15 protein-coding genes are annotated in these 15,119 nt (G+C 48.1%); all 15 read left to right on the plus strand.

What is annotated here, in order from left to right:
* The first annotated feature begins 37 nt into the window (after positions 1–37).
* The 15 genes from J2X05_RS04425 (at position 38) to glmU (ending at position 15,062) form a co-directional block, all read left to right on the plus strand.
* Positions 38–823: a nucleotide-binding protein gene (locus J2X05_RS04425; protein ID WP_310069153.1), complete on the plus strand. Its 786-nt coding sequence runs from the start codon at positions 38–40 to the stop codon at positions 821–823.
* A 736-nt stretch (positions 824–1,559) separates the two neighbouring features.
* A complete protein-coding gene (gene mnmG, locus J2X05_RS04430) occupies positions 1,560–3,470 on the plus strand; it encodes a tRNA uridine-5-carboxymethylaminomethyl(34) synthesis enzyme MnmG (RefSeq protein ID WP_310069156.1) in 1,911 nt (636 codons plus the stop codon).
* Positions 3,471–3,603: 133 nt separating this feature from the next.
* Positions 3,604–4,209 (plus strand): 16S rRNA (guanine(527)-N(7))-methyltransferase RsmG, encoded by a 606-nt coding sequence (gene rsmG / locus J2X05_RS04435; RefSeq protein WP_374725251.1) that lies wholly within the window; start codon positions 3,604–3,606, stop codon positions 4,207–4,209.
* A gap of 37 nt (positions 4,210–4,246) precedes the next feature.
* Positions 4,247–5,047: a ParA family protein gene (locus tag J2X05_RS04440; RefSeq protein WP_310069161.1), complete on the plus strand. Its 801-nt coding sequence runs from the start codon at positions 4,247–4,249 to the stop codon at positions 5,045–5,047.
* A gap of 27 nt (positions 5,048–5,074) precedes the next feature.
* Complete coding sequence (locus tag J2X05_RS04445; RefSeq protein WP_310069164.1) at positions 5,075–5,986, plus strand: ParB/RepB/Spo0J family partition protein; 912 nt, start codon at positions 5,075–5,077, stop codon at positions 5,984–5,986.
* Between the two features lie 295 nt (positions 5,987–6,281).
* A complete protein-coding gene (locus J2X05_RS04450; protein WP_310069167.1) occupies positions 6,282–6,680 on the plus strand; it encodes an ATP synthase subunit I in 399 nt (132 codons plus the stop codon).
* 39 nt (positions 6,681–6,719) lie between these two features.
* A complete protein-coding gene (gene atpB, locus J2X05_RS04455) occupies positions 6,720–7,625 on the plus strand; it encodes a F0F1 ATP synthase subunit A (RefSeq protein WP_310069169.1) in 906 nt (301 codons plus the stop codon).
* Positions 7,626–7,698: 73 nt separating this feature from the next.
* Entirely contained in the window at positions 7,699–7,938 is a 240-nt protein-coding gene (gene atpE / locus J2X05_RS04460) for a F0F1 ATP synthase subunit C (protein WP_039916140.1), read from the plus strand.
* A gap of 50 nt (positions 7,939–7,988) precedes the next feature.
* Positions 7,989–8,459, plus strand: coding sequence for a F0F1 ATP synthase subunit B (locus J2X05_RS04465; RefSeq protein WP_310069180.1), 471 nt, complete (start codon positions 7,989–7,991; stop codon positions 8,457–8,459).
* Positions 8,460–8,470: 11 nt separating this feature from the next.
* On the plus strand, positions 8,471–9,007 hold the full coding sequence (locus J2X05_RS04470) for a F0F1 ATP synthase subunit delta (RefSeq protein WP_310069182.1): 537 nt from the start codon (positions 8,471–8,473) through the stop codon (positions 9,005–9,007).
* A 22-nt stretch (positions 9,008–9,029) separates the two neighbouring features.
* On the plus strand, positions 9,030–10,574 hold the full coding sequence (gene atpA, locus J2X05_RS04475) for a F0F1 ATP synthase subunit alpha (protein WP_310069185.1): 1,545 nt from the start codon (positions 9,030–9,032) through the stop codon (positions 10,572–10,574).
* Between the two features lie 80 nt (positions 10,575–10,654).
* Positions 10,655–11,518, plus strand: coding sequence for a F0F1 ATP synthase subunit gamma (gene atpG, locus J2X05_RS04480; protein ID WP_310069188.1), 864 nt, complete (start codon positions 10,655–10,657; stop codon positions 11,516–11,518).
* Positions 11,519–11,631: 113 nt separating this feature from the next.
* Positions 11,632–13,011 (plus strand): F0F1 ATP synthase subunit beta, encoded by a 1,380-nt coding sequence (gene atpD / locus J2X05_RS04485; RefSeq protein WP_310069190.1) that lies wholly within the window; start codon positions 11,632–11,634, stop codon positions 13,009–13,011.
* Between the two features lie 81 nt (positions 13,012–13,092).
* On the plus strand, positions 13,093–13,518 hold the full coding sequence (locus J2X05_RS04490) for a F0F1 ATP synthase subunit epsilon (protein WP_310069193.1): 426 nt from the start codon (positions 13,093–13,095) through the stop codon (positions 13,516–13,518).
* A gap of 185 nt (positions 13,519–13,703) precedes the next feature.
* Complete coding sequence (gene glmU / locus J2X05_RS04495; protein ID WP_310069196.1) at positions 13,704–15,062, plus strand: bifunctional UDP-N-acetylglucosamine diphosphorylase/glucosamine-1-phosphate N-acetyltransferase GlmU; 1,359 nt, start codon at positions 13,704–13,706, stop codon at positions 15,060–15,062.
* Positions 15,063–15,119 lie beyond the last annotated feature (57 nt).

Here is a 15,119-nt window from a genome sequence, read left to right on the forward strand (position 1 = left end):
TATACTGTTTATTAATTAAACAATATAGACCTACGCGATGAATACCCCACCGCAAACCAGGATTGCCAAAACCCATGCAGAACCTCTGGTTGCCATCCAGTTACTTTCTGCTTGCCGGATTTTGGTAATTAATGGCAAAGGCGGATCGGGTAAAACCACCGTCAGTACCAACCTTGCCTCCTGGTTAGCAAAACGTGGGGATACCACCGTACTGGTCGATGCAGATCCCCAGGGTTCAGCCAGCCATTGGCTAAGTTCACGCGGACCCGAACTCCCAAAAATTTTCGGCGTAAAAATAGAACTCAATAGCCGCATCACGCGCAGCTTCCAATGGCGAGCGCCCAAATCGACACGCTGGTTGATAACCGATGCCGCACCCGGCCTTACTGATATGGCACTGGACGATATCATCCAGAACCACGATCTCATCATAGTGCCGGTGCTACCCTCGGATATTGATATCCGCGCCAGCGCCCGTTTTATTGGCGAACTCCTGTTAACCCGCAGCATGCGCCGCCAGCGTCGCCCTATCGCCGTAATTGCCAACCGCGTTAAACAACAGGCAAATGCCTGGGAGCGATTACAAAAATTCCTGCTCAGTTTGAATATTCCCTATCCCGCGACCTTGAGGGACACTCAGCATTATGTACGCGCCTATAGTGAAGGGCGCGGTATTGCCGATTACCCTCAGCAGAGCCATGCGCGCGATCGCAACGATTGGGAATTACTTTTATGTTGGCTTGATGCCCAGGCTTCACCTATCCAATGGTTGGATGAATCACTCGCCAATGACCCGGATACCGATGTGGTAAGTGCGTCTTGAATAGCAAAACTTCCCTCCCTGTTTACCTCTTTGTTCCTGCATTCAGATTTACACATTAACTCCTTAACCTTCCAGTAAAAGACACCTTAATACCGGCTTATCTTCATGTTTTTCCACACAGTTACACAGGTTATCCACAGTTAAATCGAGTTTTATGGTGTAAATAGTTGTTTTTAATACTATTTTGATTGTGATCAAACACTCATGTGTACAAACCTGTGGGTGTGTATGACAAAAGCTGGGCAGGCTTTTGGGGATAAGTCCCTTTTTTCTCCACTTCTGTATAACAAAGGCTTTTACAACCAGCTTCCGAGCAGCTTAAGACCAGCTTGCGCGATGCTTTTCCAGTTCCTTATCCTACAATTAACCTATTGAAAAATAATGACTTTATTGGCTTATCCACAGAAATATCGCGCTATATATATAACAACATCTTTTAAATACCTAAATAACAATACATATATTCATTTCATAAAATATTTTCCTTTGTTGTAACGCGAGCTGTTTTTTTGAATAACTAAAAACGCATGCGATCTACAAACAGGACTTAGGTATTTGAGTTGAAACGCTTAGCGGCAGGAGTTCACTGTTGAGCCCATATGGAGGGTTAAAATTTATATTGATTAATCCCTGTACAAGTTTTGTGCAAACCGCTGACAAGCCCTATAATGTCGCCCCTTTTGTCCCTCGCCTTCCCAAGGTATTTGTACGCAGCCCGGCTGCAAGGTAGTAAGCGATGATTTTCCCGGATCGTTTTGATGTGATTGTGATCGGCGGCGGCCATGCTGGTACTGAGGCTTGCTTAGCTTCCGCGCGTATGGGCTGTAAGACTTTGCTGCTGTCGCACAACATCGAAACCCTCGGCCAAATGTCTTGTAACCCGGCCATTGGCGGGATTGGCAAAAGCCATCTGGTAAAAGAAATCGATGCCATGGGCGGCGCTATGGCACTCGCAACAGACAAAGGCGGCATCCAATTCCGTGTATTGAATGCGCGCAAAGGCCCTGCCGTGCGCGCGACCCGTGCCCAGGCCGACCGCGTCCTCTACAAAGCGGCGATCCGTGAAACCCTGGAAAATCAGGAAAACCTCTGGATTTTCCAACAAGCCGCTGACGACCTGATTGTGGAAAACGATCAAGTACGCGGTGTGGTTACGCAGATGGGCCTGAAATTTATGGCCAATCAAGTTGTCTTGACTGCTGGTACATTCCTTGGTGGTTTGATCCACATCGGTATGCAAAATTATTCTGGTGGCCGCGCGGGTGATCCGCCGTCGATTGCACTTTCAAAACGCCTGCGTGAATTGCCGCTGCGCGTTGATCGTTTAAAAACCGGTACGCCGCCGCGGGTTGATGCGCGCACCGTCAATTTGGATGTGCTGGAAAAACAATACGGCGATGAGCCGCGTCCGGTGATGTCGGTGATGGGCAATCGCGCCATGCAACCGCAACAAATTTGTTGCTACATCACTCACACTAATGAAAAAACCCACGATGTGATTCGCCGCAACCTTGATCGCTCGCCCATGTACTCAGGCGTGATTGAAGGGATTGGCCCGCGCTACTGTCCGTCAATTGAAGATAAAATTCACCGCTTCGCGGATAAGGATTCACACCAGGTATTTATCGAGCCGGAAGGTTTGACTACCCACGAGCTTTATCCGAACGGCATTTCCACCAGCTTGCCGTTTGATGTGCAGTTGGAAATCGTGCGCTCGATGAAAGGTTTTGAGAACGCACATATCCTGCGACCGGGTTACGCGATTGAATACGATTATTTCAATCCGCAAGATTTGCAACACAGTCTGGAAACCAAAGTGATCGGCGGTTTATTTTTTGCCGGCCAGATCAATGGCACCACCGGTTACGAAGAAGCCGGTGCACAGGGTTTGCTTGCGGGAATAAATGCGGCGCTGCGCGCGCAAGAAAAAGCGGCCTGGTGCCCGACACGCGATCAAGCTTACGTCGGGGTATTGGTGGACGACTTGATTACCCTCGGTACCAAAGAACCCTACCGTATGTTTACCAGCCGCGCCGAATACCGTTTGTTGTTGCGCGAAGACAATGCCGATTTGCGCCTCACCGAAAAAGCGCGCGAATTTGGTTTGATCGGCGATGCGCAATGGAAAATTTTCTGCGACAAGCGTGAACAAATCGCACTTGAACAAGAGCGTCTGCGCTCCACCTGGATCCAAGCGGGTTCTGCTGAAGCAGAACAAGTAGAGCAAAAAATCCAGACTAAACTGACACGCGAATACAGTTTGATGGATTTGCTGCGCCGCCCGGAATTGAGCTACACCGATATCGCCTCGCTTAAAGGTAAAGCTATCGCCAATGAAGCAGCGGCTGAACAAGTAGAAATTGAAGCAAAATATTCTGGCTATATCGAACGTCAACAGGAAGATGTGGATCGTTTGCGTGCATATGAAAATACGATTATTCCGGATGACTTTGATTATTCGGTGGTTGATGGACTGTCCAATGAGGTCAAACAAAAATTGACCGCTGCGCGGCCACAAACGCTAGCGCGTGCAGCGCGAATTTCCGGCATTACGCCAGCGGCGATTTCGCTGGTGTTGATTTATCTGAAAAAACGCGGTGTGTTAAAACGCTTGCAGGAAGATGCTCCGGAACAACAAGCATCGTAATTGTGAAAAATCGATGGGTATCGCTTAGGCTCCACCCATCCTACAAAAAGCCTATAGCGAATTTATTAAAGAGAGACGAGTGACGGATTTAAACACTGAATTACGCGCGCAATTGTTGCGCGGCGCCATTGAGATGTCGGTTGCGCTGAGTGAAGGCCAAATTGAAAAGTTGTTGGCCTATGTGCGCGAGTTCGAAAAATGGAACAAAGCCTATAATCTATCGGCGGTGCGCGATATTCGCCAAATGGTAGCGCGTCATCTGCTGGATAGCTTAAGTGTGGTGCCTTGGTTTACTGCCAATAAAAATTTTTCCGCTACGCGGATAATTGATGTCGGCACCGGCGGTGGCCTGCCGGGAATTCCATTGGCTATTATGTTCCCGGAAAAACAATTTACCCTTCTCGATAGCAACGGTAAAAAAACCCGCTTTTTATTTCATGTTAAAACCCTGCTGGGGTTAACCAATGTAACGGTTGAGAATCGGCGGGTCGAAGAATTTCAACCCGAGCAAAAATTTGATGCAGTGATAAGCCGTGCCTTCGCCAGTTTGCAAGATATGACCGACGGTTGTGCACATATGTTGGTGCCGGGCGGAATTTTTCTGGCGATGAAAGGGATATTTCCGCAAGATGAACTTGCACCTATCGCTGGCAAAATTGAATTACTAGAAAGTGTAAAGCTGTTGGTTGCCGAAACAGATGGCGAGCGCCACCTGTTAGTCTTGCAGCCGAAACAATAAAAATTTTTCAACCACTGGGTGGTTATAGGATTTTCACTTGACCAAGATATACGCCATTGCCAATCAAAAAGGTGGAGTCGGTAAAACAACCACTTGCGTGAATCTAGCTGCATCACTGGTAGCGACAAAAAAGCGTGTCTTGCTGGTGGACCTCGACCCACAGGGCAACGCCACTATGGGCAGTGGTGTCAACAAAAATGAAATTGAAGAAAATATTTACGATGTGTTGACCGAGCGCGCTGCGATCAAAGATTGCATAGTGGTTTCGGAAAGCGGTAAATACCATGTGCTGCCCGCCAATGGCGATTTAACTGCGGCCGAAGTTGAAATGCTCGCGCTGGATAACAAAGAGCGCCGTCTACAAAATGCACTCAATCAGGTGCGCGACCAATACGATTATATTCTTATCGATTGCCCTCCTTCGCTTAACATGCTCACCTTGAATGCACTTGCCGCCTGTGACGGCGTCATTATTGCGATGCAGTGTGAGTATTATGCATTGGAAGGTTTATCGGCATTGGTTGGTACCATTAATCAAATTCAGAAAGTATTGAATCCCAATTTAAAAATCGAAGGTTTACTGCGCACTATGTATGATCCGCGCAACAGTTTGACCAACGATGTATCGGCGCAGTTGCAGCAGCATTTTGGCGATCGCTTATACCGCACTTGCATCCCGCGCAACGTACGTCTTGCGGAAGCGCCGAGTTTCGGTATGCCGGTGTTGGCGTTTGATCGTCAATCCAAAGGCGCAATTGCCTACCTCGCGCTGGCGGGAGAAATTTTGCGCCGCAACGAAACGCCCAAACAATCCGCCGCTGCGGCAGAAACCCTCTAACAAAAAATTGAAATAAGGCTGGTTGAGATGTCGACAAAACGCAAAGGATTAGGAAAAGGCTTGGATGCACTCTTGAGTGCTGGTTTGGGTGTAACTGCACCAGCGCCCGAAATGCCGATCAATCCTGCGGAAGTAGATAGCAAACTCGATTATCGCGATGGCAAGCTCGCACATTTACCGGTGGAATTAATCCAGCGCGGCAAATACCAGCCGCGCCGCGATATGCACACTGAAGCTCTGGAAGAGTTGGCGGAATCGATCAAAGCCCAAGGCGTGATGCAGCCGATTGTGGTGCGCCCGATTGGTGAAGGCCGCTACGAAATTATCGCCGGTGAACGCCGCTGGCGCGCTACCCAAATTGCCGGCTTGGATAAAATCCCTGCAGTGATTCGCGATGTCCCCGATGAAGCCGCAATTGCGATGGCGCTGATCGAAAATATCCAGCGTGAAAATTTAAATCCGATTGAAGAAGCAGTTGCGCTCAAACGCTTGCAAGACGAATTTGAATTGACCCACGCGGAAGTGGCGCAAGCAGTCGGTAAATCGCGTACAACTATCACCAACTTGCTGCGTCTGATTGCCTTGAGCGACGAAGTCAAAACCCTGCTCGAACACGGCGATTTGGAAATGGGTCATGCGCGGGCGTTGTTGACCCTCGACGATGAAACCCAGCGCGCGATTGCACGGCAAATCGTCGCCAAGGGGCTGTCGGTACGCCAGACGGAAGCCTTGGTGCGTTTGCACCAGGAAGGACAAGATACCGACAAAGTAAAACCCGAAGTTACCGTCTCTGCCGATATTCGCCGTTTACAAGATCAGCTTTCCGATACGTTGGGTGCAGGAGTTGAAATCCAGCATGGCCCCAAGGGTAAGGGTAAATTGGTGATTAGCTATAATTCGCTCGATGAACTGGATGGTATCCTTGGCCATATCAAATAAATTTATTCCTTTTCCCGCTTTGCTGGCACCTGTGCAAAGGGTGCCATTTCCCTACATCTAGTTACCGATCCCGACTCTAAACACAAATTGCAGTAATCGATAAATTGGTTGCTAAATTTACAGCAAATTTACTAGGCAGTTTTTATGTTTGGTGTTAGCCCGACGGTTGCTGCTGGGGGGCTTAATCTCTATAATGCGCCACGTTTGGGCGTCTGGAACATAAGCATGTTACTAATGGTAATAAGCAGCTCTTTGTGACAGAATGCCGCCGCAAAAAATGAGGGCGGAATCCAGAATGTCGCGTTATCTCAAAGGGCGTGACTTTGCTCTCCAGACAGTGGCAATCCAGCTATTGGTAACCTTGGTAATCAGTGCCTTGGGTCTTGCGATCAATAAGCAGATCGCAATTTCGTTGTTTGCCGGTGGAATTATTTGTGTGACAGCCAATTTGTGGCTGGCACTTGTGGCGTTTCGTCCCCAATTGGGCGCGCCACCCCAAAAGATACTCGCCGCTTTTTACACTGGTGAGCTTGGAAAATTTGTAATCACAGCCTTGATGTTTTTGCTGGCCTTTAAGCAAATTGGGCTTCTTAAAGAAGCCGCTTACGCCGCAACCATGATTCTGGCTTATGTGATGGTTCAGGTAATTGCCTGGCTATATCCGCTAGTCCGCAGCTCCGATGGGCGCCACTAGTGTGAACCGATTTCAACTTTGGTCATTTGGGATTTAACGATGTCATCCGCTGAACACGCAGAAGCTCTAACATCTTCAGAGTATATCAAGCACCACCTTACCAACCTCACCTATGGCAAATTGCCGGATGGTACTTGGGGATTTGCGCATAATAGCGACGAAGCCGCACAAATGGGCTTTTGGGCTGTTAACGTAGATACCATGGGTTGGTCGTTATTTTTAGGTGCGCTGTTTTTCTTTATTTTCCGCAGCGTTGCTAAGAAAGTAACCTCCGATGTACCCACCGGTGCACAAAACGCAGTTGAATTCGCTATCGAGTTTGTTGATAGCAATGTAAAGAGTATGTTCCCTTACAAAAACAAAATGATTGGGCCTATGGCGCTAACGATTTTTGTATGGGTATTTTTCATGAATGCGATGGATTTGATTGCCATCGATCTTCTGCCAGAAATTGCTAAATTAGTTGGTGTTTCACTTGGCGCTGATCCTCACGCGGTGTTCTTTAAAGTCGTTCCCTCAACTGATCCTAACATCACGCTGGGTATGGCATCTTGTGTTTTCATTCTGATCCTGTGGTACAGCATTACCCAAAAAGGTGTAATAGGATTTATTAAAGAATTTACCTTACACCCTTTCAGCAGCAGTAATCCCATTGTGCAAACCTTGTTTATTCCAGTAAATCTGGTGCTTGAACTGCCTGGTTTGTTTGCCAAGCCGGTATCGCTCGGCTTGCGTCTGTTCGGTAATCTCTACGCTGGTGAAATTATCTTTATCCTGATTGCGATTTTGTACGGCGCTGGATATTTGTTCGCAGGTGTTGCTGGTTTGATCCAGATAGTATGGGCACTCTTCCATATTTTGATCATCTATCTTCAAGCGTTGATTTTCATGGTGCTGACAATTGTTTATATGAGTTTGTCTTACCAAACCGATGAGCAGCATTAAGTTTTTTAGTTTGTTTTTTTAAGTTTTTGTTTTTCGTTTTTTATTTTTATCAACTTAAGTAGGAGAAAACACTGTGACTGAAGCTCAAGCTTTGATTTATCTGGCAGGTGCACTGGTAATTGGTTTAGGTGCTGTAGGTGCTGCGATTGGTGTAGGTATTCTTGGTGGTAAATTTTTGGAAGGCGGCGCTCGTCAACCAGAATTGATCCCAATGTTGCGTACCCAATTCTTCGTTGTTATGGGTCTGGTCGATGCGGTTCCAATGATTGGTGTTGGTATCGGCATGTACATCCTGTTTGCTACAGGCGCCTAATTTTAAGTAGTCGCGTTAGCGATTAATCCCTCTAACAAAGGCATCTAAACGTGAACCTGAACGCAACTTTTATCGGTCAGATGGTGGCATTTGTCATCTTTATTTATCTGACACATCGTTTTGTATGGCCACCCATTGTTGCGGCAATGGCTGAGCGTACCAAGCGTATCGCTGATGGTCTCCAGGCTGCGGATAAAGCTGAAAAAGATCTCGAATTGGCCAAACAGAAAGTGGTTGAGCAACTGACATCTGCAAAGAAAGAAGCGGCCATCATTATCGATCAAGCCAACAAGCGCGCTATCGAAATTGTTGAAGAAGCAAAAGAGAAAGCCCGTTTGGAAGGTGATCGTCTGAAAGCCTCTGCCCAAGCTGAAATTGAACAGGCTACCAGCCGTGCGCGCGAAGAACTGCGCAGCAAAGTGGTAACCCTGGCATTGGCTGGTGCAGAAAAGATTCTCGAATCTTCTATCGATCAAAATGCTCACAACGAGTTGGTAAACAAACTCGCTGCCGAGCTCTAAGAGAGGTAGATATGGCTGAACTGACCACCTTGGCTAGACCTTATGCCAAAGCAGCATTTGAATTCGCCTTGGCTGCAAACAAGTTGCAGTCATGGTTTGAAGCTCTGGAAGTTTCAGCCGCTGTAGCAGAACAAGATCAGGTGAAAAAAGCCTTGGGCGTATCTGGTCTGTCTGCCGCACAGAAAGCTTCCATCTTTGTACAAGTTTGTGGTGAGAAGATGGATGAAAATCAACAGAATTTCATCCGCACCCTTGCGAGCAATAAACGTCTGGCGCTTCTTCCGTTTGTGAAAGAGCTTTTCGCCAGAATGAAAGCCCAGCAAGAAAAAACCATCGATGTTGAGGTGACCGCAGCTTATGAGTTGCCGGTTGACTTGATAAACAAATTGGCTCAAGCACTGAGCGCCAAGTTGGATCGTAAAGTCAGTGTTCAAGGCTCGGTTGATAAGAGCCTGCTGGGTGGTGTTGTTATCCACACCGGCGACATGGTGATTGACGGTTCAGTACGTGGTCGCTTGGCGAAGCTCGCCGAAGCAATGAAATCCTAATGTTAGGGTCGAGGAACAGAGCATGCAGCAACTGAATCCTTCTGAAATCAGTGAAATTATCAAGCAGCGCATCGCTGGCCTTGAGTTTTCAACAGAAGCACAAAACGAAGGTACTGTCGTTTCCGTAACAGACGGTATTATTCGTATTCACGGTCTCGCCGATGTTATGTACGGTGAGATGATTGAATTTGAAGGCGGCATCTACGGGATGGCACTGAACCTGGAGCGCGACTCTGTAGGTGCAGTAATTCTCGGCGATTACCGCGGTGTGGCCGAAGGCCAAAAATGTAAGTGTACTGGCCGTATTCTGGAAGTTCCTGTTGGTCCGGAAGTATTGGGTCGTGTACTCGACGCATTGGGTAACCCGATTGACGGCAAGGGTCCACTCAACACCAAAATGACCGACGCGATCGAAAAAATTGCGCCCGGCGTAATTTGGCGTAAGTCGGTTGACCAGCCAGTACAAATTGGTTTGAAAGCCATTGATGCGATGGTACCTATCGGCCGCGGCCAGCGTGAGCTGATCATCGGCGACCGTCAAATCGGTAAAACCGCCATTGCGGTTGATGCGATCATCAACCAAAAAGGTTCTGGCATTAAATGTATTTATGTTGCTATCGGCCAGAAAGCATCTTCTGTAGCAAGCGTTGTACGCAAGCTCGAAGAGCACGGCGCTATGGATCACACCGTTGTGATCGCAGCGACTGCTTCTGATCCAGCTGCTATGCAATTCCTTGCAGCCTTCACCGGTTGCACCATGGGTGAATACTTCCGCGACCGTGGTCAAGATGCACTGATTATTTATGACGACTTGACCAAGCAAGCTTGGGCTTACCGTCAAATTTCTCTGTTGCTGCGTCGTCCACCGGGCCGTGAAGCTTATCCTGGCGACGTATTCTATCTCCACTCCCGTCTGCTTGAGCGCGCTTCTCGTGTAAGCGAAGCTTATGTTGAGAAATTCACCAAGGGTGAAGTGAAAGGTAAAACCGGTTCTTTGACCGCGCTGCCAATCATTGAAACCCAAGCAGGTGACGTGTCTGCATTCGTTCCAACTAACGTGATTTCTATTACCGATGGACAGATCTTCCTAGAATCGTCCATGTTCAACTCAGGTATTCGTCCTGCGATGAACGCCGGTATTTCGGTATCGCGCGTAGGTGGTGCTGCACAAACTAAAGTGGTTAAAAAGCTCTCTGGTGGTATCCGTACCGCACTGGCGCAATACCGCGAACTGGCTGCGTTTTCGCAGTTTGCTTCCGATTTGGACGAAGCGACCAAATCACAGTTGGAACACGGTCAACGTGTTACCGAATTGATGAAGCAAAAGCAATTTGCTCCATTCAGTGTTTCGCAAATGGCGCTGGTCTTGTTTGCTGCTAACGAAGGTCATCTGAAAGATATCGCCGTTAACAAGGTGCTGGATTTTGAAGCTGCCCTGCTCTCTTTCGCAAAATCAGAAATCGCAGACACTATGGCTCACATAGATGCCACTGGCGATTGGAATGGCGAATTGGAAGGCAAGTTCAAAGAGCTGATCACCAAGCTGAAAGCAAGCCGCACCTGGTAATTTGGCGGTCAATAAAAGCCGGTGATTCATTGGCTTTTATGACCTCAAGCGTCTTAGGCCGTTAACCTGAGTTCGAGAGTATGGCAAGCACTAAAGAAATCCGGACGCAAATTTCGAGCGTCAAAAGCACGCAGAAAATTACCAGCGCGATGGAAATGGTCGCTGCAAGTAAAATGCGTCGTGCGCAAGACCGTATGCAATTGGGCAAACCTTACGCCAATCGCATCCGCGAAGTAGTCGGGCACTTGGCTAACTCCAGCCCCGAGTACAAACACCGTTTTATGAAAGAGCGCGAAGTGAAGCGCGTTGGTTATGTTCTGGTATCCAGTGATCGCGGTCTCTGCGGTGGTTTAAACACTAATCTGTTTAAAGCAGCGATTAGAGATATGAAATCCTGGAACGACAAGGGCATTGCCATTGATCTGTGTCTGGTGGGTGCAAAAGCGGCCCAGTTTTTCAAAAGTTTCGGTGGCAATGTAGTTGCTTCCACACGCGATATCGGCGAAGCCCCTGTGGTTGCTGATCTTATCGGCAGTGTGAAAGTTATGCTCGATGCATTTGAAGAAGGCAAGATCGATAAACTGTTTATGGTGAGCAACGATTTTGTTAACACCATGACGCAAGCGCCGAAAGTTCGCCAGTTGTTGCCTCTGGTGGCCGAAGAAAATACCAAGTTGAAACATCACTGGGATTATATCTACGAGCCGGATGCTGAGTTCCTGTTGAAAGGTTTGTTGACTCGCTTCATTGAATCGCAAGTCTATCAAGCGGTAGTTGAAAACGCGGCTTGTGAGCAGGCAGCGCGTATGATTGCGATGAAAAGCGCAACCGACAACGCCGGTGAATTGATTGATAGTTTGAAACTGATTTACAACAAAGCGCGTCAGTCAGCCATTACGCAAGAGCTGTCAGAAATCGTCGGCGGTGCAGCAGCGGTATCTTGATACCCTGCTCCCATCCGTGCGCAGCAAGCCAAACTGTTTTTGTGTTTAATCTTTCAGCTCCCTTATATTTAATAAAAGGGATCTGAGATTTCTGGAACAAAGAGGAACCGGAAATGAGTAGCGGACGTATCGTTCAGATTATCGGCGCGGTTATCGATGTGGAATTCCCACGCGATGCAGTGCCTAAAGTTTATGATGCACTGGTCATCACCGATGGCAACCTGACCCTCGAAGTTCAACAGCAATTGGGCGACGGTGTTGTGCGCACTATTGCCTTGGGCTCTTCCGAAGGTTTGCGTCGCGGCCTGGTTGTGACCAACACCAACCAACCAATCCGTGTACCTGTGGGCAAAGAAACCCTGGGTCGTATTATGGATGTGTTGGGCAATCCAATTGACGAAGCTGGTCCAATCGGCGAACAAGAGCGTATGCAGATTCACCGCGCTGCGCCCAAGTACGAAGAGCTGTCAGCGTCAGACGATTTGCTCGAAACCGGTATCAAAGTAATCGACCTGGTTTGCCCCTTTGCTAAAGGCGGTAAAGTCGGTTTGTTCGGCGGTGCGGGCGTAGGCAAAACCGTAAACATGATGGAACTCATCAACAACATCGCTAAAGAACACAGCGGTTTGTCGGTGTTTGCCGGTGTAGGTGAGCGTACCCGTGAAGGGAACGACTTCTACCACGAAATGAAAGAATCCAACGTAGTCGATAAAGTTGCGATGGTATACGGCCAAATGAACGAGCCGCCGGGGAACCGTCTGCGCGTTGCTTTGACTGGTCTGACCATGGCGGAGAAATTCCGTGACGAAGGTAAAGACGTTCTTTTCTTCGTAGACAACATCTACCGTTATACCCTGGCTGGTACTGAAGTATCTGCACTGCTGGGTCGTATGCCTTCAGCAGTAGGTTACCAACCGACTCTGGCGGAAGAAATGGGCGTTCTGCAAGAGCGTATTACTTCTACCAAGATTGGCTCTATTACCTCTGTTCAAGCCGTATACGTACCAGCGGATGACTTGACCGACCCATCGCCAGCAACCACCTTTGCGCACTTGGACTCAACTGTAGTACTGAGCCGTGATATCGCTGCAAAAGGTATTTACCCGGCGATCGATCCACTGGATTCAACTTCACGTCAGTTGGACCCAATGATCATTGGTAACGATCACTACGAAGTAGCGCGCGGTGTACAAACCGTACTGCAACGTTACAAAGAGTTGAAAGATATCATCGCGATTTTGGGTATGGATGAATTGTCAGAAGAAGACAAACAAACCGTATCCCGTGCGCGTAAAATCGAGCGTTTCCTGTCACAACCTTTCCATGTAGCTGAAGTATTTACCGGTTCACCGGGCAAATACGTTCCACTGAAAGAAACCATTCGCGGTTTCAAAGGCTTGTTGGCCGGTGATTACGATCACTTGCCAGAACAAGCTTTCTACATGGTAGGTACTATCGACGAAGCGGTCGAAAAAGCTGCCAAACTCAAGTAATCGCCAACCCCCGTGTTAAACCGCGGGGGTTGTCTGCTGTCCTGTTGCAGGGCAGCGTTATTTCAGTGAAGAGACACAAGTATGGCCATGACTATTCAATGCGATATCGTCAGTGCTGAGCGTGAAATTTTCTCCGGCTTGGTGGAGATGGTAATTACCACCGGTAGCCTGGGTGAAGTAGGTATTGCCTATGGTCACGCGCCATTGCTGACCGGTATCAAGCCAGGTCCTGTGCGTCTTATCAAACAAGGCGGCACCGAAGAAATTTATTTCGTTTCTGGTGGTTTCCTTGAAGTTCAGCCTTATCACGTCACTGTATTGGCAGATACTGCCTTGCGTGCCGACGATATGGATGAAGCTGCGGCATTAGAAGCACAGCAACTGGCGCAACAACAGCTGTCGGAGCAATCCAGCGAGATTGATTTCCAACGCGCTGCCGCCCAATTGGCAGAAGCTGCTGCCCAATTGCGAACCCTGCAAGCGATTAAACGCAAAGCAGGTAAGTAAGCGGTTAGTGTTGAACCTGAAAAAGGCGACTTTCGAGTCGCCTTTTTTATTGGATGCGCTTTTTGTTTTAACGAGACATTGCCATTTCAATAGTGACTTAAATCGTTAAAATGCAGCAATTACCTTAGTGCTAACAATCGATAAGCTGAACACCACTCCTCTTCGAAACTCCAAAGGACTCTATCATGCTCGACATCCTCGTTCTCGCCGCTGGCAAAGGCACCCGCATGCGTTCCGACTTACCCAAAGTTTTGCACCCAATTGGCGGCAAAGCTCTGGTGCAACATGTGGTCGATACGGCGCGGCAAGTGGGTGGAGAACAGATCCTGATTATCGTTGGTCATGGCGCTGAAAAGGTCGAAGAAAAAATGGCCGCGCCCGATGTGAAATTTGTCCTGCAAGCGCAGCAACGCGGCACTGGCCACGCGGTACAACAAGCCCTGCCCCAACTTAGAAATGATGCAACCGTATTAATCCTCTACGGCGATGTGCCGCTCACCCGCGCCGAAACCCTTCAAAAACTTATCGCCGGTGTGAATGAAACCCAAATGGGTTTGCTCACCGTGAATATGCAAGACCCAACCGGCTACGGTCGAATTGTGCGCGATAATTCCGGTGCAGTGATTGCGATTGTTGAACACAAAGATGCAAACGATGAACAGAAAAAAATTGCTGAAATTAATACCGGTATCATGGCCGTCAAAGCAGTGCATTTACAAAAATGGTTACCGCAATTAAAAAACAATAATGCCCAGGGCGAATTTTACCTGACCGATATTATTGCTATGGCGAAAGCCGATGGCATCGCGATCCATGTTGAACAACCCAATGCAGTTGAAGAAGTAGAAGGAATAAATAATCGTCAACAACAGGCGGCACTTGAGCGCTTTTATCAAAAACAAAAAGCCAATGAGTTGATGGTAGCAGGTGTGACTTTACTCGATCCTTCGCGCATCGATATTCGCGGCAACCTAACCGCAGGCCGAGATGTGGTTATCGATGTGAATTGTGTATTTGAAGGTGATGTCGTGCTTGGTGATGGTGTTGTCATTGAACCTAACAGCATCATCATCAATAGCAAAATTGGTAATAATTCCCATATCAAAGCGTTTAGTCATATTGAAGATTCAGTGCTCGCTGAGCATTGCGATATTGGCCCCTATGCGCGCCTGCGTCCCGGTACAAATCTCGCTGATGACGTAAAGATTGGCAACTTTGTCGAAACCAAAAAAGCTGTGATTGCCAAGGGCAGCAAAGTGAATCACCTGAGTTATATCGGCGATGCCACTATCGGTAGCAAAGTGAATGTCGGTGCGGGAACTATTACCTGTAACTACGACGGCGTAAATAAATTCAAAACTGAAATTGGCGATAACGCCTTTATCGGCTCCAACTCGGCATTGGTTGCACCGGTTAAAATTGGGGTGGGCGCCACCGTAGGTGCAGGGTCAATTATCACCAAAGATGTTGAAACTGCAGAGCTGGCGATTGCGCGCAGCAAGCAGCGCAATATCCAAGGGTGGGAGCGTCCGACAAAAAAATAAAGTGTGAAGTAGATAAAGTGTAAAACGAGGCCAAGCGCCTCGTTTTTTATGGAACCT

This window comes from Cellvibrio fibrivorans, from assembly GCF_031457055.1.
GTDB classification, from domain to species: domain Bacteria; phylum Pseudomonadota; class Gammaproteobacteria; order Pseudomonadales; family Cellvibrionaceae; genus Cellvibrio; species Cellvibrio fibrivorans.